The organism is Curtobacterium sp. ODYSSEY 48 V2, from assembly GCF_023712625.1.
Classification (GTDB): Bacteria; Actinomycetota; Actinomycetes; order Actinomycetales; family Microbacteriaceae; genus Curtobacterium.
This window is the reverse complement of the sequence record NZ_JAMAXX010000005.1, coordinates 176,500-199,008: the sequence shown is the minus strand read 5'-3', so window position 1 is coordinate 199,008 and position 22,509 is coordinate 176,500. Positions and strand designations below refer to the sequence as shown.

Annotated in this window: 22 protein-coding genes; 9 read left to right on the top strand and 13 right to left on the bottom strand. The window is 73.7% G+C overall.

Annotation, left to right across the window (positions count from 1 at the left end; genetic code table 11):
- Positions 1–102: 102 nt before the first annotated feature.
- Positions 103–1,668 (top strand): GntP family permease, encoded by a 1,566-nt coding sequence (locus M3666_RS09505; protein WP_251155081.1) that lies wholly within the window; start codon positions 103–105, stop codon positions 1,666–1,668.
- Complete coding sequence (locus M3666_RS09500) at positions 1,668–2,216, top strand: gluconokinase (RefSeq protein WP_066654701.1); 549 nt, start codon at positions 1,668–1,670, stop codon at positions 2,214–2,216. The genes M3666_RS09505 and M3666_RS09500 overlap by 1 nt, the downstream gene beginning before the upstream one ends.
- A 6-nt stretch (positions 2,217–2,222) precedes the next feature.
- On the opposite strand, the gene M3666_RS09495 is transcribed toward M3666_RS09500, so the two are convergent.
- The 4 genes from M3666_RS09495 to M3666_RS09480 all read right to left on the bottom strand — a co-directional run bounded on the left by M3666_RS09495 (position 2,223) and on the right by M3666_RS09480 (position 6,309).
- Positions 2,223–3,146: a L,D-transpeptidase gene (locus tag M3666_RS09495; protein WP_251155080.1), complete on the bottom strand. Its 924-nt coding sequence runs from the start codon at positions 3,144–3,146 to the stop codon at positions 2,223–2,225.
- Between the two features lie 94 nt (positions 3,147–3,240).
- Positions 3,241–4,905 (bottom strand): ABC-F family ATP-binding cassette domain-containing protein, encoded by a 1,665-nt coding sequence (locus tag M3666_RS09490; protein ID WP_251155079.1) that lies wholly within the window; start codon positions 4,903–4,905, stop codon positions 3,241–3,243.
- A 30-nt stretch (positions 4,906–4,935) separates the two neighbouring features.
- Positions 4,936–5,547, bottom strand: a complete 612-nt coding sequence (locus M3666_RS17080) for a TetR/AcrR family transcriptional regulator (protein WP_251155078.1) — start codon at positions 5,545–5,547, stop codon at positions 4,936–4,938.
- 9 nt (positions 5,548–5,556) lie between these two features.
- A complete protein-coding gene (locus M3666_RS09480) occupies positions 5,557–6,309 on the bottom strand; it encodes an acetoacetate decarboxylase (protein WP_251155077.1) in 753 nt (250 codons plus the stop codon).
- Positions 6,310–6,385: 76 nt separating this feature from the next.
- Between M3666_RS09480 and M3666_RS09475 the strand changes: the two genes are divergently transcribed.
- The 3 genes from M3666_RS09475 to M3666_RS09465 all read left to right on the top strand — a co-directional run bounded on the left by M3666_RS09475 (position 6,386) and on the right by M3666_RS09465 (position 8,644).
- The gene (locus tag M3666_RS09475) at positions 6,386–7,249 is read left to right on the top strand and encodes a 3-hydroxyacyl-CoA dehydrogenase family protein (RefSeq protein ID WP_066654690.1); all 864 of its coding nucleotides are present in this window, start codon (positions 6,386–6,388) and stop codon (positions 7,247–7,249) included.
- A 100-nt stretch (positions 7,250–7,349) separates the two neighbouring features.
- Positions 7,350–7,946, top strand: a complete 597-nt coding sequence (locus M3666_RS09470) for an NAD(P)H-dependent oxidoreductase (protein ID WP_251155076.1) — start codon at positions 7,350–7,352, stop codon at positions 7,944–7,946.
- Positions 7,943–8,644, top strand: a complete 702-nt coding sequence (locus tag M3666_RS09465; protein ID WP_251155075.1) for an HAD family hydrolase — start codon at positions 7,943–7,945, stop codon at positions 8,642–8,644. Before M3666_RS09470 ends, M3666_RS09465 begins: the two co-directional genes overlap by 4 nt.
- Before the next feature lie 7 nt (positions 8,645–8,651).
- On the opposite strand, the gene M3666_RS09460 is transcribed toward M3666_RS09465, so the two are convergent.
- From M3666_RS09460 to M3666_RS09450, 3 genes are read right to left on the bottom strand one after another with little or no spacing between them, the layout of a single operon-like run.
- The gene (locus M3666_RS09460) at positions 8,652–9,320 is read right to left on the bottom strand and encodes a response regulator (protein WP_251155074.1); all 669 of its coding nucleotides are present in this window, start codon (positions 9,318–9,320) and stop codon (positions 8,652–8,654) included.
- Positions 9,317–10,711, bottom strand: a complete 1,395-nt coding sequence (locus M3666_RS09455) for a sensor histidine kinase (protein WP_251155073.1) — start codon at positions 10,709–10,711, stop codon at positions 9,317–9,319. Before M3666_RS09455 ends, M3666_RS09460 begins: the two co-directional genes overlap by 4 nt.
- On the bottom strand, positions 10,698–11,669 hold the full coding sequence (locus M3666_RS09450; protein ID WP_251155072.1) for a CPBP family intramembrane glutamic endopeptidase: 972 nt from the start codon (positions 11,667–11,669) through the stop codon (positions 10,698–10,700). Before M3666_RS09450 ends, M3666_RS09455 begins: the two co-directional genes overlap by 14 nt.
- Before the next feature lie 121 nt (positions 11,670–11,790).
- Between M3666_RS09450 and M3666_RS09445 the strand changes: the two genes are divergently transcribed.
- The gene (locus tag M3666_RS09445) at positions 11,791–12,705 is read left to right on the top strand and encodes an NmrA family NAD(P)-binding protein (protein WP_251155071.1); all 915 of its coding nucleotides are present in this window, start codon (positions 11,791–11,793) and stop codon (positions 12,703–12,705) included.
- 11 nt (positions 12,706–12,716) lie between these two features.
- Positions 12,717–14,156, top strand: a complete 1,440-nt coding sequence (locus M3666_RS09440) for an amidase (protein WP_251155070.1) — start codon at positions 12,717–12,719, stop codon at positions 14,154–14,156.
- Positions 14,157–14,525: 369 nt separating this feature from the next.
- On the opposite strand, the gene M3666_RS09435 is transcribed toward M3666_RS09440, so the two are convergent.
- The 6 genes from M3666_RS09435 to M3666_RS09410 form a co-directional block, all read right to left on the bottom strand.
- Complete coding sequence (locus tag M3666_RS09435; protein WP_209682341.1) at positions 14,526–15,308, bottom strand: ABC transporter ATP-binding protein; 783 nt, start codon at positions 15,306–15,308, stop codon at positions 14,526–14,528.
- Complete coding sequence (locus tag M3666_RS09430; protein WP_251155069.1) at positions 15,305–16,117, bottom strand: ABC transporter ATP-binding protein; 813 nt, start codon at positions 16,115–16,117, stop codon at positions 15,305–15,307. Before M3666_RS09430 ends, M3666_RS09435 begins: the two co-directional genes overlap by 4 nt.
- Positions 16,114–17,094, bottom strand: a complete 981-nt coding sequence (locus tag M3666_RS09425; protein WP_251155068.1) for an ABC transporter permease — start codon at positions 17,092–17,094, stop codon at positions 16,114–16,116. Before M3666_RS09425 ends, M3666_RS09430 begins: the two co-directional genes overlap by 4 nt.
- Positions 17,091–18,044: an ABC transporter permease gene (locus M3666_RS09420; protein ID WP_066654670.1), complete on the bottom strand. Its 954-nt coding sequence runs from the start codon at positions 18,042–18,044 to the stop codon at positions 17,091–17,093. The genes M3666_RS09425 and M3666_RS09420 overlap by 4 nt, the downstream gene beginning before the upstream one ends.
- Before the next feature lie 79 nt (positions 18,045–18,123).
- Positions 18,124–19,644, bottom strand: coding sequence for an ABC transporter substrate-binding protein (locus M3666_RS09415; protein WP_251155067.1), 1,521 nt, complete (start codon positions 19,642–19,644; stop codon positions 18,124–18,126).
- A 60-nt stretch (positions 19,645–19,704) separates the two neighbouring features.
- Complete coding sequence (locus tag M3666_RS09410; RefSeq protein ID WP_066654666.1) at positions 19,705–20,649, bottom strand: alpha/beta fold hydrolase; 945 nt, start codon at positions 20,647–20,649, stop codon at positions 19,705–19,707.
- Between the two features lie 60 nt (positions 20,650–20,709).
- On the opposite strand from M3666_RS09410, the gene M3666_RS09405 reads away from it, so the two are divergent.
- Both M3666_RS09405 and M3666_RS09400 read left to right on the top strand, forming a co-directional pair.
- Entirely contained in the window at positions 20,710–21,639 is a 930-nt protein-coding gene (locus M3666_RS09405) for a siderophore-interacting protein (RefSeq protein WP_066654664.1), read from the top strand.
- 62 nt (positions 21,640–21,701) lie between these two features.
- Positions 21,702–22,475: an ABC transporter ATP-binding protein gene (locus M3666_RS09400; RefSeq protein WP_251155149.1), complete on the top strand. Its 774-nt coding sequence runs from the start codon at positions 21,702–21,704 to the stop codon at positions 22,473–22,475.
- Positions 22,476–22,509 lie beyond the last annotated feature (34 nt).

Here is a 22,509-nt window from a genome sequence, read left to right as displayed (position 1 = left end):
TCGGACACCCGGGGGCGGCCGCGCCGAGCGGCCGTCCGGAGCGTACGACACGCACACGAAGGCGACGGAGCCGCGAGGCAGCGGCTCCAGGAAGGGGCACAGATGCCTCACGCACCCACCGGAGGAACCGCGGCGGCCGACGCGGTGCACGGCCTCACGGTCCTGGCCGCGGAGGGCGGCGGCACGCAGACCGTCGACCCGTCCGGTCCGATCGGTCAGCTCATCGTCGCGGCGCTGCTCGGCATCGTCGTCATCATCGTGCTGATCACCTGGCTCAAGGTGCACCCGTTCGTCGCGCTGACGATCGGCGCGCTCGGGGTCGGGATCGGTGCGGGTCTGGCGCCCGACAAGACGGTCACGAGCTTCGGCACCGGCTTCGGGTCGACGATGACGAGCGTCGGCATCCTGGTGGGCCTCGGGTCGATGTTCGGTCGGATGCTCGTCGACTCCGGGGCCGCCGACCGCGTGGTCGACACCCTCGTCCGTCGCTCGTCGAAGGCCGCGCTGCCGTGGACGATGGCGCTCATCGGCGCGCTGATCGGCCTCCCGATGTTCTTCGAGGTCGGCCTGGTGCTCCTCATCCCGATCATCGTGCTGGTCGCGAAGCGCAGCGGTGTCCCGATCATGAAGATCGCGGTGCCCGCCCTGGTCGGCCTCTCCACCATGCACGCCTTCGTGCCGCCGCACCCCGGGCCGCTCGTCGCGGTCTCGACGGTCGGCGCGAACCTCGGCACGACGCTCGCGTTCGGCATCGTCCTGGCGATCCCGGTGATCGTGCTGGCCGGTCCCGTCTTCGCGCGCTTCGCGGCCCGCTGGGTCGACATCCCCGCACCGGCCATGTTCGGCTCGCGCGGTTCCGGCACGTCCGGCAGCGGTGGCTCGGGGCCGTCGGACCCCGCGCACGCCGGCCGGGAGGCACGTCGCGGCCCCGCCACGAAGGACACCGCGTCCCTGCCGAACGGCAAGAGCGACTTCACCCGCGTCATCAGCGAACCGCGCAGCCCGTCGTTCGCCGTCGCGCTCGTCGGCATCCTGCTGCCGGTCGTGCTCATGCTCGCCCAGGCGGTCCGCGAGGCGGTCGCCCCCGACGCCGCGGGCGGCTGGGTGTCGCTGCTCGACTTCCTCGGTACCCCGATGATCGCCATCGGGATCGCCACCGTCTTCGCCATGGTCTTCTTCGCGATCGGCGGCGGCATGGACCGGAGCGCCGTGGCGAAGTCCCTCGAGGACGCGCTGCCCCCGGTCGCCGGCGTGCTGCTCATCGTCGGCGCGGGCGGTGGCTTCAAGCAGGTGCTCATCGACACCGGCATCGGCGGGGTGATCGCCGACGCGGTGCAGGAGTCCGGCATCTCGGTCCTGCTCGTCGCGTGGGTGGTGTCCGCCCTCGTCCGCGTCGCCACCGGTTCCGCCACCGTCGCGACCGTCACCGCCGCCGGCATCATGGCACCGATCGCAGCCGACCTGTCCACGCCGGAGACCTCGCTGCTCGTGCTGGCGATCGGCGCCGGGTCGGTGTTCCTCTCGCACGTCAACGACGCGGGTTTCTGGCTCGTCAAGGGCTACCTCGGCACCACGGTCGGGCAGACGTTCAAGACGTGGACGGTGCTCGAGTGCCTCATCTCCGTCATCGGTCTGGTCGGCGTGCTCATCGCGGGGGTGTTCTTCTGATGGCGGCGACCGACGACGCTCCGGTCGGCACCGACGGCACCGAGCCGCGCGTCCTCGTGGTGATGGGGGTCTCCGGCTCCGGCAAGTCGACGCTCGCCGCGACGGTCGCAGCGCGGCTCGGGTGGGAGTTCGCGGAGGGCGACGACATGCACCCGCCCGCCAACGTCGCGAAGATGGAGGAGGGCACCCCGCTCACGGACGAGGACCGCTGGCCGTGGCTCGGGACGATCGCGGAGTGGATCCGGTCGCATCTGGCCGACGACGCCCCCGGGGTCGTCACCTGCTCGGCGCTGAAGCGCTCCTACCGCGACGTGCTCCGGGCGCCCGGCGTGGTGTTCGTGCACGTCGCCGGCGACCCCGCCCTCGTCGAGCAGCGGATGTCCGCACGGGCCGGGCACTTCATGCCGACGTCGTTGCTCGCCTCGCAGCTCGCGACGCTCGAGCCGCCGCAGCCGGACGAGGCGCACCTGACCGTGTCGGCCGAGCGCTCGCCCGACGAGGAGAGCGCCGACGTCGTGGAGCGCCTGGGGCTCGCCACCGGCCGGTGACCGACGTCAGGTGAACCAGATCGCGGTCCCGACGGGCAGCTCGGCCAGCGTCTTCGTCATCGCCGCGGAGATCCGGACGCACCCGTGCGAGCTGCCGTTCGGGTCCGGGTAGTAGTGCAGGGCGGTGAGGGCCGCGTTGCCGCCGTACTGCGGGATGCGTGACGAGTGCGCCCCGGTCAGGATGATCGGGTTGCCCTGCGTGTAGGTCACGCGCGCATCGACGTAGGCGGCTTCGACGTACGTCGCGGTCGCGGTGGGTGTGGGGTCGTCCGGGGTCCCCAGGCGGGCGGGCTCCGACGCCGACACCGAGTCGTCCTGGTGCACGACGGACACCGTCGACGCGGCGACGTCCACGCGGACCATCCGGTCGACCGACGCGATCGAGAAGTCCGACGCACGCGCCCACGCGAAGGTGGCGCTCGGCGCGGTCGGGTCGCCGCCGTCGCCGGGCGTGCGGTTCCGGGCGGGGGTCGACACGAGGACCATGCCGCCGTCCTCCCCGTCCGACCGGCCCCAGACGGCGGTCGCTGCGGGCGTCTCGATCGTGGAGACCGTCGAGGCGAGTGTGGCGACCGGGCGCGCATCCGCCGAGGGGGCGGCGTAGAGCGCGACGAGGCGCTGCTTCGGGGTGGCGATCTGCCACTGGTTGTCCGGTCGGACGGTGCTGCCGTCGAGGAGTTCCGGGACGACCGCGTCGTGGAACGCCAGGGGGAGTGCCGCGAGCTCGGCGTCGGACGCGGCAGCCGGGATCGCGGGCAGCGTCGGCCTCGGTGTCGGCGTCGGGGTGGCCGTCCGGGTCGGCACCGACGTCGCCCGTGCGGCGGTCGTGGCCGCCGGTCCCGGCTGCTGCACGGCCGCGCCGATCCCCACCGCGGCCAGCGTCGCTGCCGCCACCGCGGCGATCGTGATGCCCCAGGTCCTGCGTCGCATGTGTCCCCTCCCGCACCCAGTTCACCAGATCGCGGCCGTGAGCGTGTCTCAGGAGACGCTCGACGGGTCCACCACGGGCCTCCCCGCCGTCCCGTCACACCTCGGTGACGCGACCCGCCTCGACCCGCCAGCGCCGGTCCAGTCGGACGGTGTCGAGCATCCGCCGGTCGTGCGTGACGAGCAGCAGGGTGCCGTCGTAGGACTCCAGGGCCTGCTCGAGCTGTTCGATCGCAGCCAGGTCGAGGTGGTTCGTCGGCTCGTCGAGCACGAGCACGTTCACACCGCGGGCCTGCAGCAGCGCGAGGCCGGCACGAGTCCGCTCACCGGGTGAGAGCGCAGCGGACGGGCGACCGACGTGCTCCGCCTTCAGCCCGAACTTGGCGAGCAGGGTCCGGACGTCGGCGGTGGTCATCTCGGGGACGAGCTCCTCGAACGCCGCGGCGAGGGGCTGCTCGCCCGCGAACGCCGCGCGGGCCTGGTCGACCTCGCCGATCGCGACGCTGGAGCCCAGCGACGCCGAACCGCTCGTCGGCGCCGTCCTGCCGAGCAGGGCGCGGAGCAGGGTCGACTTGCCGGCGCCGTTCGGGCCGGTGATGCCGATCCGGTCGCCACCGGCGACCTGCAGCGACACGGGCCCGAGGGTGAAGTCGCCCTGCTCGTAGACGGCGTCGGACAGCGTGGCGACGACGGCCGAGGACCGCGGGGCACTGCCGATGGTGAAGGCGAGCTGCCACTCCTTGCGGGGCTCCTCGACCTCGTCGAGCCGGGCGATGCGCGACTCCATCTGCCGGACCTTCTGCGCCTGCTTCTCGCTCGACTCGCTCGCCGCCCGGCGGCGGATCTTGTCGTTGTCGGGGTTCTTCTTCATCGCGTTCCGCACGCCCTGGCTCGACCACTCGCGCTGCGTCCGTGCGCGTGAGACCAGGTCGGCCTTCGTCGCGGCGTACTCGTCGTACGCGTCGCGCTTGTGCTGCCGGGCGATCTCGCGTTCCTCGAGGTACGCCTCGTAGCCGCCGCCGAACAGCCGGTGCGACGACTGCGCCAGGTCGAGCTCGAGCACGGCGGTCACCGATCGGGCGAGGAACTCGCGGTCGTGGCTGACCATGACGGCACCGCCGCGCAGCCCCCGGACGAACTGCTCGAGTCGGTCGAGCCCGTCCAGGTCGAGGTCGTTCGTCGGCTCGTCGAGCAGCACGACGTCGAAGCGGGAGAGCAGCAGGGCGGCCAGGCCGACCCGGGCGGCCTGTCCGCCGGACAGCGCGGTCATCAGCGAGTCCGGGCCGACGCCGGAGCCGTCCGGGGTCGCCTCCAGCCCGAGCTCGGCGAGCACGACGGGCAGCCGCTCCTCGAGGTCGGCGGCACCGGACGCCAGCCAGCGTTCCAGCGCGGTGGAGTACCGGTCGGCCGCTGCGTCGCCGCCGTCCAGGTCGCCCAGGGCCTCGGCAGCACGGTCCATGTCCGTCGTGGCGTCGGCGCAGCCCGTGCGCCGGGCGACGTACGCCGCGACCGACTCCCCGGCGATGCGCTCGTGCTCCTGGGGGAGCCAGCCGACGAAGGCGTCCGGCGGGTTCGTCGACACCGTCCCGGCGAGGGGCTCGTCGACGCCGGCGAGGAGGCGGAGGAGCGTGGACTTGCCCGCCCCGTTCACACCGACCAGGCCGATCACGTCACCCGGGGCGACGGTGAGGTCGAGGCCCTCGAAGAGCGTGCGGGCGGCGTACCCGCCGGCGAGGTCCTTGGCGACGAGCGTGGCGGTCATCCGGCAATCGTCCCACGGCCGGGACGGCGCTCAGGCCGGGCGCGTGAGCCCGAGGATGCACCCCTCGACCGCCGCGACCCGCACCGCGTCCGTCCCGTCGAACAGCACGCTCTGGCTGACCGCCCCGACGTGGGCTGCCACCACCGCACGCGTGTAGAGCGCCGGGTCGACGGTGGGGACCCGGCCGGCTCGTTCCAACGCTGCGACGAGGAGTGGCTGGAGCGTCGCGTGGAACCGGTCGGTGTGCGCGCGGAGCAGGGCGTTCACCTCGGGGTCGTGCCGGGCGCGCGTGGTGAGCACCGAGCGGATCGCGTACCAGCGGTCCTCGGGCGGCAGGCCGTGCACGACGCCCTGCACGACCCCGTCGACCGTCGGGTGCCCGTCGAGTGCGGCGCCGAGCTCGTGTTCGAGCACGGCGAAGACGGCTTCGGCCTGCTGCTCGTAGACCGCGAAGAACAGCTCGTCGACCGTCCGGAAGTTCGAGTAGAACGCCCCGCGCGTGAACCCGGCGCGGGCGACGACCGCCTCGACGCTGACCGAGGTCGACCCGGTCTCCTGGAAGATCGCCTCCGCGGCCGCGATGAGCGTCGCCCGGGTGCTGCTCCGCCGGCGGACGGCGCGCGGCGCGGCTGGTTCGGTCACGGCTCCAGGCTAGGCCGAGTGCCGGTCGGCCAGGTAGTCGTGCACGGTGCGCACCGGGGCGAGGGTCAGGTCCGTCAGGATGTGCGAGGCGCGGACGACCTCGAGCACCGGCAGGTCCGCCATCGGTGCGAGGGCGTGTGCGAACAGCTGGAGTCGGGCGGGTCCGGTCCAGGCCTGCTCGACGGTCACGTCGGTGATCTCGGTGCGGACGAGGTCGGCCACCAGGTGGCGCTGGGTCCGAAGGTCCGGGACCAGCTTCACCATGAAGGTCGGCACGGTGATCTCCGCCAGGGCGGCGTCGTGGGCGAGCGGCTCCCACTCGTACGCCATGGTCGCGGTGGCCACCCGCTCGGTCCCGCGGTCGAGGGTGCCGACGAGCGCGCCCTGGTCGACGCGGAGCGCCGGCGTGCCGAGGACCTTCGGGTAGGCGCTCAGCTCACGGCCGGCGAGGGTCGCGGCCGCATTGTCGAGGTACATCGCGTGCAGGTACTCGCCGCGTTCGCCCTCGTGCTCGACCTGGATCGCCTGCCCGGACTCGACGTACGGGCCGTACCCGTCGACCTCGCCCATCTTCATGACCTCGAACCGGACGAGCGGTTCGGTGACCTCGAGCGGCTCCGGGACCACGGCGCGCAGCGCGTCGGGGTCGGTGCGGTAGACGACGTTGAAGTACTCGCGGCCGGTGAACCGGGTCGGCCGGAGTGGGTAGACCGGCGCGGCGAGCGGGGTGGTCAGGTGCTGGAGGACGTCGTCGGCGCGCATGCCCATCTCCTTCGGAACTTGGATACGATCTGTATCGAATACGAACTGTACCGAACTCGACCGAGAGCAGGAACCCGTGCCCTACCAGCCGCCCCGCGACACCGCCGACCGCCCCGTGACCGTGATCGGCGGTGGCACCCTCGGACGCCGGATCGCCCTGATGTTCGCCAGCGGCGGTGCCGAGGTCCGGATCCACGACCTGTCCGAGGAGGTCCGTGCCGCCGCCGTCGCGTACGTCGAGGAGACCCTGCCCGGGATCGTGGCCGCGCGCGACGGCGCGACCGCGGGGACGGTCCGTGGCGAGGCGGACCTCGAGGCCGCGGTGGTCGACGCCTGGCTCGTCGTCGAGGCCGTGCCCGAGCGCCTGGACCTGAAGACCCCGCTGTTCGGACGGCTCGACGCACTGGTCGCCGCGGACACGATCCTCGCGACGAACTCGTCCTCGTACGCCAGCCGCCTGGTGATCGACGAGGTCGCGCACCCCGAGCGCGTCCTCAACGTGCACTTCTACATGCCGCCGCAGCAGAACGCCGTCGACCTGATGAGCGACGGCCAGACCGACCCCGCCGTGATCGACCTGCTGCTCGAGGCGCTGCCCCGCTACGGCGTCCACCCGTTCCTGGCCCGCCGCGAGTCGACCGGCTTCATCTTCAACCGCATCTGGGCGGCCATCAAGCGCGAGGCGCTCGCGGTCGTCGCCGACGGCGTCTCCACGCCCGAGGACGTCGACGCCATGTGGCAGGTGAACAGCGGCGCACCGGCCGGGCCCTTCCGGATGATGGACCAGGTCGGCCTCGACGTGGTCCTCGACATCGAGGAGCACTACGCGGCCGAGGACCCGCGCCTGCCGGAGGGTCCGCGTCGCCTGCTGCGCGAGCACGTCGACGCCGGCCGTCTCGGCGTGAAGACCGGACAGGGCTTCTACCGCTACGACGACTGACGTCGTCCCCACCCGCCGGGACGGGAGGCGCGGTGCCGGCCCGCACCGCGCCTCCCGTCCGGTGGGGCGTCCGTGCACCCGCTGCTGGCAGGATCGAGCCGTGTCGACGCTCATCGTGACCGCCCACCCGGACCCCGACTCGCTGACGCTCGCCGTCGCCCACCGCCTCGAGGCGGCGCTCGACGCCGCCGGCGCGGGCCCCGTCACGGTCGCCGACCTCGCCGCCGAGGGCTTCGACCCCCGGTTCACCGCCGCCGACCGGCACACCTACCGGACGGGGACCGACCCGGCGCCCGACGTCGCGGCCGAACAGGCGCGCCTCGACGGGATCGACCACCTCGTGCTCGTGTTCCCGGTTTGGTGGTGGTCGGTGCCCGCGCTGCTCAAGGGCTGGCTCGACCGGGTGTTCGTGAACGGGTGGGCCTTCGGCGTCGGCGAGGACGGGCGCATCGACCGTCGGCTCGGCCGGCTGACGGTGCACCTGCTGCCGATCGCCGGGGACGACGCCGGGGTGTACGAGCGGCACGGGTACGAGCAGGCACTGCGGACGCAGCTCGAGCACGGCGTCGTGGACTTCTGCGGCGCGGCCCGCGGGGCGACGGCGTTCGTCCACGAGTCCGAGCACGAGGACCCCACCGTGCGCGAGCGGGCCGTCGCGGCCGCGGTCGGACGGGTCGTCGACGCGGTGCGGGGATGACCCTCGACGTCCGTGCCGTGGTGTTCGACCTCGACGGCACCCTGTTCGACCACGCGGGAGCAGCGGCGCGAGCCGTCGACGACCTCCTCGGCGCGCTCGGTGTCGCCGCGACCGACCGCCTGCGGGCCGCGTGGGCCGAGGCGGAGGAACGGCACTTCGAACGGTGGCGACGCGGGGAGGTCGACTTCGCCGAGCAGCGTCGAGCCCGGCTCGTCGAGGTCCTGCCCCTCGCCGGGCTCCGGCCACCGCACGACCCGCACGAGCTCGACCTCCTGTTCGGCCGCTACCTCGCCGCGTACCGGGCCGCCTGGCGTCCGTTCCCCGGGAGTGCTCCGCTCCTGCGCGCGGTCCGCGACGCCGACCGGGCCGTGGGTGTCCTGACGAACGGGACCGAGGAGCAGCAGCGCGACAAGCTCGCCGCCACGGGGCTGTCGGACCTCGTCGACGTCGTGTGCACGTCGGAGCGGATCGGGGTGGCCAAGCCGGACCGACGCGCGTTCGAGCAGGTCGCCGACGAGCTCGGCGTGCCGGCCGCCGCGTGCCTGTTCGTCGGCGACGACCCGCAGCGTGACGTCGCCGGGGCACGTGCCGCGGGGATGCGCGCGGTCCTGGTCGACCCGGCCCGCGACGGCGACGCCGCGGTCCGGTCCTCCGTGCTGTCGGCCCTGCGCGGGGCGTCGGGCACCGGACGGCGGTGACCGCCCCCTAGCCCTCGGGGACGGCCACGACGCGGTTCTGGTACGCCCAGACCACCGCCTGCAGGCGCGAGCGCACCCCGAGCTTCGGCAGCATCCGCGCCAGGTGCGACTTCACCGTGGAGACCTCGACGACGAGTGCCTCGGCGATCTCCTCGTTCGACATCCCCTGTGCGAGGAGCAGCAGCACGTCCCGCTCCCGCGCGGTCAGCAGCTCCGAGGCCCGGTCGCCCGTCACCGGCTGCAGGCTCCGCCGCGACACGAACTCCCGCAGCACCCGCCGCGTCAGGCTCTGGTCGATCGTGCCGTTCCCGGCGGCGACCTGCCGCACCGCACCGACGATGACGTCCGGCTCCGCGTCCTTGAGCAGGAACCCGGACGCCCCCGCCTCGAGCGCCCCGAACACCAGGTCGTCGAGGTCGAAGGTCGTCAGCATCAGCACCGGCACCGCCGGGTCCGCGTCAGGAGCGCAGAGCTCCCGCGCCACCTCGATGCCGTTCCGGACCGGCATCCGGATGTCGAGCACCGCCACGTCCGGCCGCGTGCTCCGTGCGAGCGTAAGGGCCTCGCCGCCGTCCGCCGCCACGCCGACCACCTCAACGTCCGGTTCGGCCGCCAGGAGCGCCGACACCCCCGCCCGGACGAGCGGCTGGTCGTCCGCCACCAGGACCCGGATCACCGGGTCACCTCGGGCGTCTCGCGTCCGAGTCGCAGCGTCACGACCCAGCCGCCGTCCGGTGTGGTCCCGGTCTGGAGGCGCGCCCCCACCAGGTCCGCCCGCTCACGCATCCCGCGCAGTCCGTTGCCGCCTGCTCCCGGACCCTCCGGGGTCGGCTCGCCCGGTCCAGCGGGAGCGTCCGCGCTCGGCGCGGACACCGCGGGTGCGGCGTTCTCGACGGTCAGCTCCAGGTGGTCGACTGCACGGTCGTCGAGCGTGACCGTGACGACGGCGCCGGGTGCGTGCAGGGCGGCGTTCGCCAGTGCCTCCTGCGCGGTGCGGTAGGCCGCGAGCTGCGCCAGGGGCCCGACGCCCTCGGCGACCTCGTGCGCACCGCGGAGGACCTCGAGCCGCACGTCCGACCGGTACCGGGCACGCTCGACCAGGTCCACGATGCCCGCGACGGTCTCGACGGCACGTTCCGCGGGGGCGTCGTCCCGCAGCAGGCCGACCAGGCGACGGAGGTCCTCGAGCACCGCGGTGCTCTGCTCCCGCACCTGACGGACGCCCTCGTGCGCCGCGGTCGGGTCGGTGTCGATCTGCCGGTCGATGACGGCCGACATGAGGGCGATCCCGGACAGGTGGTGGGCCGCGATGTCGTGCAGCTCCCGCGCCATGGCCGCTCGTTCGCGGGACACGGCTGCGTCGACCCGGGCGTCCTGCTCGCGGACCGCGGCGGAGGCCTCCGCGGTCCGGGCGACGACCTCGGCGTCCCTCGCGGCCCGGACCTCGCGCCGGGACCGCACCACGAGCGCCACGACGAGCGGGAGCCCGACGGCCCCGATGGCCTGCGTGACACCCTGGGGCAATGCTTCTCCGAGCGCGAGGAGGAACGGTCGACTCCGGTCGAGTCCGCTCAGGACGACCCAGTGCCAGGCGGTGCCGAGCGTCACGAGGACCGCGGCGGCGACGAGCGCCGGCCACAGCCGGACGAGCGGCGCCCGCACGGCGGCGAGGACGACGGCGACGACGACGGGAAGCGCCGTCAGGCCGAACAGGTCACTGCCGCCGGGAATGAGACCGGCCACCACCACCGGGACCGCGGCGCCGGCGACGAGCACCGCGCGCGGCACCCGGCGTGCGGCCAGCAGCGCCGCGGACTGCCCGAGGAGTCCCAGCAGCAGGACGATCCACGGCAGGCTCCCGACAGCCGGGGACGTGAGCGGTCGACCCAGCGTGTCCGGATCGGCTGCATCCAGCGGCGGCAGCCCGAGCAGCAGCGCGAGCGAGACGACGGCGGTGGCGACCGCGACCAGGACGTCGGTGCGGCGCAGGCGACGGTCGCCGTTGACCTCCCGCGCGGTGCGGGGGTCGGCGGCGACGCGAGCCGCACTCGCTTCAGCGGGTGCCATCGTTCGATCCTACGAGGCGGGCGGAGGTCGACGCGGGGAGGTGGTCCGAGCCTCCCGGCCGGCGGTCGTACCCGAGCCGGCCCCGGGTGGCGACCAGCAGGACGGCGGCGGCCACCGTCGAGACGATCGTGAGCCCGTGCATCATCGTGCCCGCGGTCATCCCCGGGTACATGTCCGCCCACAGGGTGGAGATGGTGTTGTTCACGCCGACGTGCAGCAGCAGTGCGATCGGCAGGCTCTCGCCGGTGCGGTTGAACACCCACGACATCACGACGTTGAACGTGATCGTGAAGAGCGCGAAGACGACCGGCTCCGACCAGTGCGCGTCCGGCCATCCGCCCCAGTCCGACAGGTACAGCGGCATGTGCCACAGCGCCCACAGCGGACCGAGCACCGCGGCGGCGCCGAGCGGTCCGAAGCGGTCCTGCAGTCGGGGGAGGGCGAAGTCGCGCCAGCCGGGCTCCTCCGACAGGCCGGTGGTGAACAGCTGCACCACGAGACCCGGCACGAGGGCGAGCAGGGCGAGGGCGGTCGGTGCCTGGACGTTCCCGCCGGAGAACGGCAGACCCGTCAGGACGATGAGCGCCGGGACGCCGACCAGTGCCAGTGCGTACCAGTACCAGGAGACCCGCCACCGCCAGAGCCGACCGACCCAGCGCCGCAGGCCCGGACGGCCGTCGGCGAGGGCGGTCACCACGAACGCACCGCCGAGCGGGCCGAGGAGCGCGCCGGGCAGGATCCCGGTGAACTGGGCCGTGCCGAGGAACTCCGGGAAGTGCAGGTCCCACACGCCCAGGCCGTGCGGGCTCAGGATGTAGGGCACCCACGCGAGCCAGCTGAGGCCGAGCGCCAGGGTGGCGAAGGAGGCGAGCGGGTGCCGGGACACCACACCCCGGACCCCCGTCGCACGGGGTGCAGCGGTGCCGGCTCCGGGCCGGACTTCGGTCGTGTTCGTCATGACACCGACGCTAGGGAGGACCGTTCGTCGGGACGACCGGCGGAGGGATGCACCACCGGGAGTTCCACCGAAGGATGCAGGTGACGGACGGAGCCGGACGCCCGTGCGTAGCGTCGGGTGCATGACCAGCACCACCGTCCTCGTCGCCGGCGCCACCGGGGACCTCGGTTCCCGCATCGTCGACGCGCTCCTCGCGGCCGACCCCGACGTCCGGATCCGAGCACTGAGCCGCTCGGCCACCGGGCCCGCGGCCGACCGGCTCACCGCACGGTCCGACCGTGTCTCCGTCGTCAGCGCCGCCTACGACGACCACGACGGACTCGTGACGGCGCTCGCCGGGGTCGACGTCGTCGTCTCGGCGGTGAGCGGCACCCGCTCCGTGGTCGTCGACGCACAGACCGCGCTGCTCGCCGCGGCGGTCGACGCCGGCGTCCCGCGGTTCGTCCCGTCGGACTACTCGGCCGACTACCGCGCGATCACCCCCGGGACGAACCGGAACTTCGAGCTGCGCCGCGAGTTCGCCGCGACACTGGACGCCGCACCGATCCGGGCGACCTCCGTGCTGAACGGCGCGTTCACCGACATGCTCACCGGACAGGCCCCGATGATCCTGTTCGACCGTCGCACCGTCCTGTACTGGTCGTCCCCGGACCAGGTGCTCGACTTCACCACGAAGGACGACACCGCCTGGGTCACCGCGCGCGTCGCCCTCGACCCCGACGCACCGCGGGTCGTCGAGGTCGCCGGCGACCGGGTCACCGCCCGGCGCGTCGCCGACACCCTCTCGCGGCTCACCGGCACCCGGTTCCGCACGCAGTGGGCCGGGACCTCCGGGACGCTCTCCGCGATGGCACGCGTCGGACGACGGCTCTCGCGGGCCGACGACGCGGAGCCGTTCCCCGCCTGGCAGGGGATGCAGTACTTCGTCAGCATGTTCAGCGGCGAGGCCGAGCTCCACCACGTCGCGAACGACCGCTACGGGCCGCACGACTGGACGACGGTGCGGGACGTGCTCGCCGTGCACCTGCAGGCCTAGGCTCGGGGACCGTGTTCGAACTCCACCACCTCTCGGCGCAGGAACTCTGGGACTGGATCCGTCGGGGGGACGCGACCGCGCTCGAGGTGACCGAGCACTACCTCGCCCGCATCGAGCGGCTCGACCCGTCCCTCGGGGCGTTCGTCGCCGTCACCGCCGACACCGCACGCGAGCACGCGGCGCGACTGGGGACGCTCCTCCCGACCTCCCGGCCGCTCTGGGGCCTGCCCACCGCCGACAAGGACCTGTACGACCGCGCCGGTGTGCCCACCCGGCACGGCTCCGCCGCGCTGCCGGTGACACCCGCGACCGCCGACCACCCCCTGGTGGCGGCGCTCGCCGCAGCGGGGACGGTGAGCCTCGGCAAGACGACCTCGCCGGAGTTCGGCATGTCGTCATCGTCGGAGACCCGGATCGGTACCACCCGGAACCCGTACGACACCACGCGGGCGCCCGGAGGATCGTCGAGCGGCACCGCCGTGGCCGTCGCCGCCGGACTCGTGCCCGCGGCCGTGGGGACGGACGGCGGGGGATCGGTGCGCATCCCCGCCGCAGCGACCGGTCTCGTCGGACTGAAGCCGAGCCGTGGCCGGGTGCCGTCGATGCCCGGTCGGTCCGGCCTCGGCGGGCTGAGCGTCGCCGGGCCGATCACGCGGAACGTCGCCGACGCCGGGATGCTCCTCGACGCCCTGGTCGCACCGACCGGGCTGCCCGAGCCCTCGCCGTACGCGCTGGTCACGCCCGACGTCGGGGACGGGCCCTTCACCGCCGCTGCGGTGCGCGGCGAGGGGCGGTTCGTGGTCGGCGTGCTCGACGGTTCGCCGTGGGACGACACCGTCGACGTCGTGGTCGACCCCGCCGCCCGGGCAGCGGTCGACACCGCCGTGCGGGTGCTCGGCGAGGTCGGGCACGGGGTCGAGGACGTCGCGATGCCCCGGCTGCCGTACGCCGAGGCGTTCCGGGTGGCGTGGGAGTCCGGCGCTGCGGGGCTGCCCCGCGTGCCCGGCATCGACCTGTCCGCGCTCACCCCGCTGGTGTCGTGGCTGGTGGAGCGCGGACGTGCGCTGACCGCGACGCAGGTGCTCGACGCGATGACGACGCTCGACGCGTTCTCGGCCGGGCTGATCCGGACGTTCGCGCCGTACGACGCCGTGCTCACCCCGACGCTGGCGCTGACCCCGCGGCCGCTCGGCTGGTACGGGGACGACCCCGAGGAGGACTTCCGGCGGCAGTGCGCCTACTCGCCCTGGACCTCGATGGCGAACGTGTCGGGGCTGCCCGCGATCACGCTGCCGGTCGGGGTGACGGACGACGACCACCCGGACGGGGCGGGCCTACCGATGGGTGTGCAACTCATCGGACGGCCGGGCGGGGAGCGCGTGCTGCTCGCCATCGGGGCGCAGCTCGAGCGGCGGCTGCGGTGGCAGCGGCGGCACCCGGCGACGTGGTGACGCCGGGCTGACGCGGGCTGGTCACCGGCGTCGGCGCGTCGCGACTGCGACGATGCGCACGTCGATCGACGCGTGCGATGTCGCGGCTCGGGAGGATGGCGCGACATCGTGGTCGTCGTACGACAGCGCATCTGTCGTCCTGACCGGAGCCCGGTCGCGGCTGTCGGGCCGAGCGACACCGTGGTCGTCGTACGACAGCGGAAGTGTCGCATCGCCCACATCGCCCACTCCGCCCGCGCGACGCCCGCCGACCGACCCCCACCGACGCCGACCGCCGACGATGACCGCCGACGACGCCGACGACGCCGACCGCCGACGATGACCGACGATGACCGCCGACGACGCCGACCCCCGACCACCGCCGCGCCCCTACGGCAGCGTCGGCGCCGCCGCCACCAGCGCGCGCGTCACCGGGTGCCGCGGGTCGTCGAGCAGCGACACCGGCCCCTGCTCCACGATCCGCCCCTCGGAGAGCACCGCCACGGTGTCGCACAGCCGCTGCACCACGCCGATGTCGTGCGACACGAGCACGAGCGTCAGCCCGAGGTCGTCGGCGAGCGAGCGGAACAGGTCGATCACCCGCGCGCGGACGACCACGTCGAGGGCGCTCATCGGCTCGTCCCCGAACAGGATCCGCGGGGAGTGCACCACCGCACGGGCGATCGCGATGCGCTGCCGCTGCCCGCCGGAGAACTCGTGCGGGTACCGGTCGGCGGCGTCGGCGGGCAGGTCGACGCGCTCCAGGACCGAGGCCACGAGCGCGCGGTGGTCACCCGGTAGCTGCAGCGCACGGAGCGGCTCGGCGACGATCGCGCCGACGCGCATCCGCGGGTCGAGGGACGCGTACGGGTCCTGGAACACCACCCCGGTCTCGCGACGGAACCAGCGCATCGCGGCCGCGGAGGCCGACGCGACCACGGGACGACCGCCGGCCGTCACGGAGCCCGCGGTGGGTGCCTCCAGGCCGGCGAGCAGCCGCACCAGCGTCGACTTGCCGGAACCGGACTCACCGACGATGCCGAGCCGCGCCCCGGAGGCGACCGTCAGGTCGACCCCGTCGACGGCGGTCCGCACCGGCCCGGGTTCGAAGGGGCCACGGCGTGGCAGGCGGTACGTGCGGTGGAGGCCGCTGGCGTGCAGCGCGTCGGTCATGCGGAGCCTCCGGTGCGGCGGGCGGTGGCGCGGGCGGCGTCGACGAGGGCCGCCGTCGCCGGGTGCTGCGGGGCGTCGAGCAGCGACCGCACCGATGCCTGCTCGACCACGCGGCCGTGATCGAGGACGACGGCGGTGTCGGCGATGCGGGCGAGCACCGCGAGGTCGTGCGTCACGAAGAGCATGCCGGTCCCGCGCTCGGTCGAGAGCCGTTCGAAGAGCTCGAGGATCCGGGCCTCGGTGGTGACGTCGAGCGCGGTCGTCGGCTCGTCGGCGACGAGGTAGGCGGGGGAGCCGGCCATCGCCATCGCGATGCAGATGCGCTGCCGCTGCCCACCGGACAGCTGGTGCGGGTACTGGCGGAGCAGCGCGGCGGGGTCGGGCAGTCCGACGGCGTCGGCGAGTGCGACCGCGGCGGTGGCGGCCGCACGGCGGTCCAGCCCGCGGTGCAGTCGGAGCGGTTCCGCCACCTGCGCACCGATCCGGCGGAGCGGGTCCAGGGCGGTCGCGGGCTCCTGGAACACCATGCCGATGCCGGATCCGCGGTGGCGCGCACGGTCCCGATCACGCATCCCCACGAGCTCGGTGCCGTCGAGGCGGATGCTCCCGGTCACCTCGGCCCCCGTCGGTTGGAGGCCCATCAGGGCGAGCGAGGTCATCGACTTGCCGGATCCTGACGCGCCGATCACGCCGACGCGTCGGCCGGGAGGCACGGTGAACGTCACGTCGTCGAGCACCGTCCGCCCCGCGATGCGGACCGTGAGTCCGGTCACCTCGAGACCGTCGCGTCCGGTCCGGTGGTCGCTCACGCCGTCACCCCCGGGGTCGTCGTGGTGCCGCCCGGTGCGCGTCGGTCTGCGCCCGGGGCGCCGGTGGCCGGGTCGTCGTCGGTCGGCTCGCCGGGGGCCGGGTCGTCGCCGGCCGGGGTGCCCGTCGCAGTCGGCGAGCCCGTGACCGCTCGGTCGCCGGTGGTCAGGCGCGGGTCGGTCGCGTCGCGCACCGCGTCACCGAGCAGCGAGAGCGCGGCGACGACGAGGGCGATCGCGGCGCCCGGCCAGGTCGCGCTCCACGGGTGCACGCCGATGTACGTCTGCAGGTCGGCGAGCAGGTTGCCCCACGACGCCGTGTCCGACCCCGCGCCGTAGCCGAGGTAGGAGAGGCCGGCCTCGGCGAGGACCGCCGTCGCCATCGCGAGCGAGAGCTGCACGGTGAACAGTGGCGCTGCGTTCGGCACCAGGTGGCGGGTGAGCACGCCGAGGGGCCCGACGCCGGAGGCCCGAGCGGCGACGACGTAGTCGCTCCGGGCGATGCGGCGGATCTCGCCGCGCGCGACGCGGGCGATCGTCACGCCGAACGACAGCCCGACGCTCACCACCACGACGCCGAGCGACCCGCCGAACACCGCCGTCAGGAGCATGGCGGTCAGCAGCGTGGGGAACGCGACGAGGATGTCGAGGAGGACGGCGGTGCCCTCGCGGACCCACCTCGTGGTCAGCGAGCCGATCGCCGTCAGGACGATGCCGACCACGCTCGCGACGACGCCGGAGCCGACCGCGACGAGCACGGTCGTCCGGGTACCGGCGAGCAGGTAGCTCGCGATGTCCCGCCCTGCGGCGTCGGTGCCGAACCAGTGCGCGGGGCTCGGTGACGCCCACTGCTGGAAGGGGTCGGCGCGGAACGGGTCCTGGGGCGTCCACACGAGGGACACCGCGGCGAGCACGACGAGGAGCGTCAGCACGACGACGGCGAAGCAGCCGGTGGGTCGGGCGAGGAGACGGCGGATCACTCGCCCACCTCCCGCTGCCGGGGGTCGAGCGCACGGTGCACGACGTCGACCGCGAAGCCGACGACCAGCACCAGGCTCGTGAGCACGAGGAGTTCCGACTGCACCTTCGTGACGTCGCGTCGCCCGACGTCGGTCACGAGCATCCGTCCGACCCCCGGGAGCGAGAAGAGCTGCTCGACGACGACGGCCCCCACCAGCAGACCGGCGATCTGCACGCCGAGGACGGCCAGCACGGTGAGCGCCACCGACGGCAGGCCGTGCCGCAGGAGCGCCCGCGTGCGCGTCAGGCCGATCGCCGCCGCGGTCCGGACGTGGTCGGCGTCGAGCACGGTGAGCGTGGCGGAGCGGGTGAAGCGCAGGATCACGGCACCCTCGACGGCGCCGATGGTGAGCGCGGGGAGCACGAGCGACGAGAACGCGCGACCGGGTTCGTCCCACCCGTCGAGCGGGAAGCCCTGCGTCGGCAGCCAGTGCAGCGTGACGGCGAACAGCGCGATGAGGAGCATGCCGGCCCAGACCACGGGGACCGCCGCGACCGCCTGTGCGACGAAGCCGATCACCGCACCGCCGGCCCGACGGCGCAGCACCGCGGCGAGCACCCCGAGCGGGACGCCGAGCACGAGGGCGGCCACGAGCGACATCCCCGCGAGCGGCAGCGTGACGGCGAGCTTCTGCGCGATCTCCGGACCGACGGCGCCGTTCGTCACGAGCGACCGGCCGAGGTCACCGCGGAGCACGCCGCCGATCCAGTCGAGGTACTGCACGACGACCGGTCGGTCGAGGCCGAGCTGCTGCCGGAGCTGCTCGACCTGGGCCGGCGTCGACTGGGTGCCGGCGACGATCTGCGCGACGTCGCCGGGCAGCACGCGCAGCGTGGCGAACACGATGATGCTCGCCACGAGCAGGCCGACGACGAGCAGCAGCAGTCGCCCGACGAGGAACCGGGTCACGCGTCCGATGCTACGGGGGCGGCGGCGCGAGCCCGGAGCGCAGCGCCGGACGAGCGCCCGGCGACCGGCAGGGCAGTGGTCACCGGACGGCCAGTCCGGCCAGGTCGAGCCGCGAGTTGCCGCCGTCGACCGGGAACCCGGTCACGCCCTTGCGCACGGCCGTGATCTCCGTCGCGGTGTACAGCCACTCGCCGGCGGCGTCCTCGCTGACCATGCGCGCAGCCTTGCGGAGTGCCTGTTCCTTCTCGGTCTGCGAGGTCGCGGCGATCGACTCCGCGTAGAGCCGCTGCACCTCGCGGTTGTCGTACCCGAAGTAGTAGTCCGGGTTCGCCCAGTTGCCGAAGTCGCGGGCCTCGACGTGGTCGACCACCGAGAGCTGGAAGTCCTTCTTCGTGAAGACCTGGTCGAGCCACGTCGCGAAGTCGACCCGCTCCACCTTCAGGGTGATGCCCACGTCGGCGAGCTGCGACTTCAGCACGTCACCGATCGTCGCCGGGTAGACGTTGGCGTAGGTGAGGGTCAGGTCCAGGTCGGTCTTCCCCGCCTCGGCCAGCAGCTTCTTCGCGTTGTCGGGGTCGTACGCGTCGATGTCGGTCAGGTCCTCGTACCCGGGGTCGAGCTCGGGGATCGGTCCGCCCTGCTCGACGCCCGTGCCGCCGATGGCCTTGATGAGCGCCTTCGGGTCGATCGCCTGCCGGATCGCCCGGCGCACCCGCTCGTCGGTGAAGGGCACCTGGGCGTCGTTGAAGGCGAGCGTGTACTTGTCGGTCGTCTTCCCGCGGTGCAGCTCGATGTCCGGGTTGCCCTGCAGCTGGCCCTGCAGGGTGCCGTCGACGGGGTTCAGCACGTCGAGGTCGCCGTTGGCCATCGCGTTGACGGCGGTCGACGGGTCGGTGATGTACCGGAACACGATCTTCGCGACCTTCGGCTCGGTGCCCCAGTAGTCGTCGTTCCGGCTGAAGGTGAGCGAGTCGCCCTGCTTCCACGCCGACACCTCGTACGGTCCGGTGCCGTTGGCGCTGTCGGAGAGGTCGTTCGTCGCGGCCTGCTCGAGCACGAGTCCGGCGCGGCCGGTCAGGTTGAAGAGCAGATCGGAGTCCGGCGCCTCGAGCTGCAGCTCGACGACCCCGTCCGACGGGGAGCTGATCGACGAGACGCCCGCCAGCTTGGCGGAGTCCACGTACGACGAGTTGTCCTTCGCCTGCTGGAGCGACCAGACCACGTCGGCGGCGGTGACGGGCTTGCCGTCCTGGAAGGTCGTGCCGTCGCGGAGGGTGAACGTGTACGTCTTCCCGTCCGACGAGACCTCGTGCTTCGACGCCAGCACGTCGCGGATCTTCCCGTCCGCCGTCCGGCCCACCAGGCCCTGGTACACGTTGTCGATGAGCACCTGGTCGAGCGCGGCACCGGACTGCGTGCGGATGTCGAGGCTCGTGGGCTCGAGCACGAGGCCGACGCGCACGGTGGCGTCGTCGCCACCGCTGCTGCTGTCGGAGCCCGAGCAGGCGGTGAGCGTCAGGGCAGAGGCTAGGGCGACCGCGGTGGCGGCCAGGGCGACGCGTGCTGCACGGCCACCGCGGCGGGGGAGGAGCGGACTCATGGGTTGTGGGTTCCTTCCGGGCGCGTGGGGCGACGGTCGTCGCGGCGCGCTCGCACGAGGTTACCGGCGTTCGGGGCCGGATGACGGTTGTTGGACCTCGTGCAACAACCGGTGCCGTGCTCCCCATGCCCGGATCGCCGACGCCAGTTCGAGGGGGGCCTGGTTCTGCACCGCGTGCCGTGCCGTCACCGTCACGACCTCGGCGTCCGGGAGCCGCTCGGTGAAGCCGGCGTGCAGCTTCGGCGAGACGTACCCGCGGTCACCCCGGACGAGCAGCACCGGCACGGCGAGGGCCTCGAGGTCGGGCCACGCGTCGGCGAACCGCCCCACCGACGCCGTCCGGCCCGAGGGCAGGTGGGGGAAGTGGTGCCGGCGGACGAGCCGGCCGTCCTCGCCGAGCCGGGTGGTGTGCCGGGCCTCGCGGAGGAGCACCGCGCGGTCGTCCCCGACGCGGGCCTCGACGGCGCGGTCGACGACCTCGTCGAGCGATGCGAACGGCGTCTCGTCCTCCAGCGCCCGGGCGATGCGGTCGACGGCGCGCTGCGCGAAGTCCGGGGACATGTCCACGAGCACCAGGCCGGTGACACGCTCGGGTGAGGTCGCGGCCAGGCGGGCGGCGAGGATGGCACCGAGCGAGTGGCCGACGACCACGCCCGGCGGGACCCCGAGGGCGTCGAGCGCGGCCAGCACCTGCGGCGCCGTCGCGCTCGCGCCGTAGTCGGCGTCGTCCCGCCAGGACGACCGGCCGTGCCCGGGCAGGTCGAGGGCGACCGCCGGTTGCCCGACCGCGATCGCGGTCTGGTCGAAGCTGTGCGCGTCGATGCCGAGCCCGTGCAGGTAGGTGATCCGTGCCTCCCGGCCGTCCGCCGTGTCCCAGCGGATCGCCGCGGTCTCGCGTCCGTCGTCGGTCCGGACCACCTGCCGGGAGGCGCGGAGCGGCTCCGTCACGCCGCTCGCAGCCGCCAGCGCGGCCAGGTCCGAGAATTCGTCGTCGGGTTCGTGCACGGGTCCGATCCTCGCACCTCGTCGGGTACCCCGTTGCACCCTGGAAGCCTTAGGTAAGGCATGCCATACTCGTACCTCGTGGCAGCCCGGTACCGAGTCTTCTCCGTCCGCGTCGCGGCCGTGTCGGCGCTCACCCCGTCGTTCGTCCGGGTGACGCTCACCGGTGACGCGCTCGCGGACTTCTCCGCGGTCGGGCTCGACCAGCGGATCAAGGTCGTCCTGCCGATCCCCGGACACGGGTTCACCGACCTGCCCGACGGTGACGACTGGTACGGCGCGTGGCGCGCACTGCCCGACGCCGAGCGGAACCCGCTGCGCACCTACACCGTCCGGTCCTTCCGTCCGGACGCCCGCGAGCTCGACATCGACTTCGTGGCGCACGGGGACACCGGACCGGCCTCGCGGTGGGTGTCGGCGTGCCGTGTCGGGGACGAGCTCCGCATCGTCGGTCCGGCCGTGCCGTCCTCGCCCGCCGAGCTGCCGAGCGGCGCCGCCGAGTTCGCGCCGGGGAGCGCGACCCGGATCCTGCTCGCCGGGGACGAGACCGCCGCTCCCGCGATCTGCGCCATCCTCGAGGCACTCGACGTGGCGACCGTCGGACACGTCTTCATCGAGGTCCCGACCGACGCCGACCGGCTGCCGGTCACCGCACCCGCCGGTGTCGAGGTGCGGTGGATCGCCCGCAACGGTGCCTCGCACGGGGTCCGGATGACGGACCAGGTGCACGCCTGGGCCGCCGAGGTCACGACCGGGGCCGCCTCGGTGGCGGAGCCGGTGCGCGGCGCCGTGGACCTGGCCGACGTGGACGTCGACGAGCAGGTGCTCTGGGACGTGCCGGCCGCGCTCGACGAACGACCGGTGTACGCCTGGATCGCGGGCGAGGCCGGTTGCGTGAAGGAGCTCCGCCGACACCTCGTGCGCGGCGTCGGACTCGACCGTCGGCAGGTCGCGTTCATGGGGTACTGGCGGCACGGCAAGGCCGAGCACTGAACACGGCAGCGTCCGCCCCGGCGCCGTCCGGGCGAGCCGGTGGTCCCGTCCCGACGACGGCCCTGGGGGCGCGCGGGCTGACCCTGGCGTACGACGACCGGACCGTGGTGTCGTCGCTCGACGTCGACGTGCCCGACGGGGAACTCACCGTGATCGTCGGTCCGAACGCCTGCGGCAAGTCGACCCTGTTGAAGGCGTTCGCCCGCACCCTCCGGCCGAGCGCCGGTACGGTGTTCCTCGACGGCACCCCGATCGACTCGCTCCGCCCGAAGGCCGTCGCCCGTCGGGTCGGCATGCTGCCCCAGACGCCCGTCGCACCCGAGGGCATCATCGTCCGGGACCTCGTGTCCCGCGGCCGCTTCCCGCACCAGGACCTGCTGCACCCGTCGTCCGGCTCCGATCGCACCGCCGTGCAGGCCGCGCTGGAGCAGACCGACACCGTGTCGCTCGCCGACCGGAGCGTCGGTGAGCTCTCGGGTGGGCAGCGGCAGCGCGTGTGGATCGCGATGGTGCTGGCGCAGGAGACCGACATCGTCTTGCTCGACGAGCCGACGACGTTCCTCGACATCGCGCACCAGTACGACGTGCTCGAGCTCGCCTCGGCACTGCACGCGGCGGGCCGCACCGTCGTGGCGGTGCTCCACGACCTGAACCAGGCCGCCCGGTACGCGACGCACCTCGTGGCGATGCGCGACGGGGCGATCGTGGCACAGGGCACGCCGGCCGCGGTGCTGACCTCGGAGCTGGTGGAGGACGTCTTCGGACTGCCCTGCGTGGTCGTGCCCGACCCGGAGACCGGGACACCCCTGGTGGTGCCACGCCGGCGTGTCGCCTGACCGCCGACGGCTCGGCGCGGGTGCTGCCTGCCCC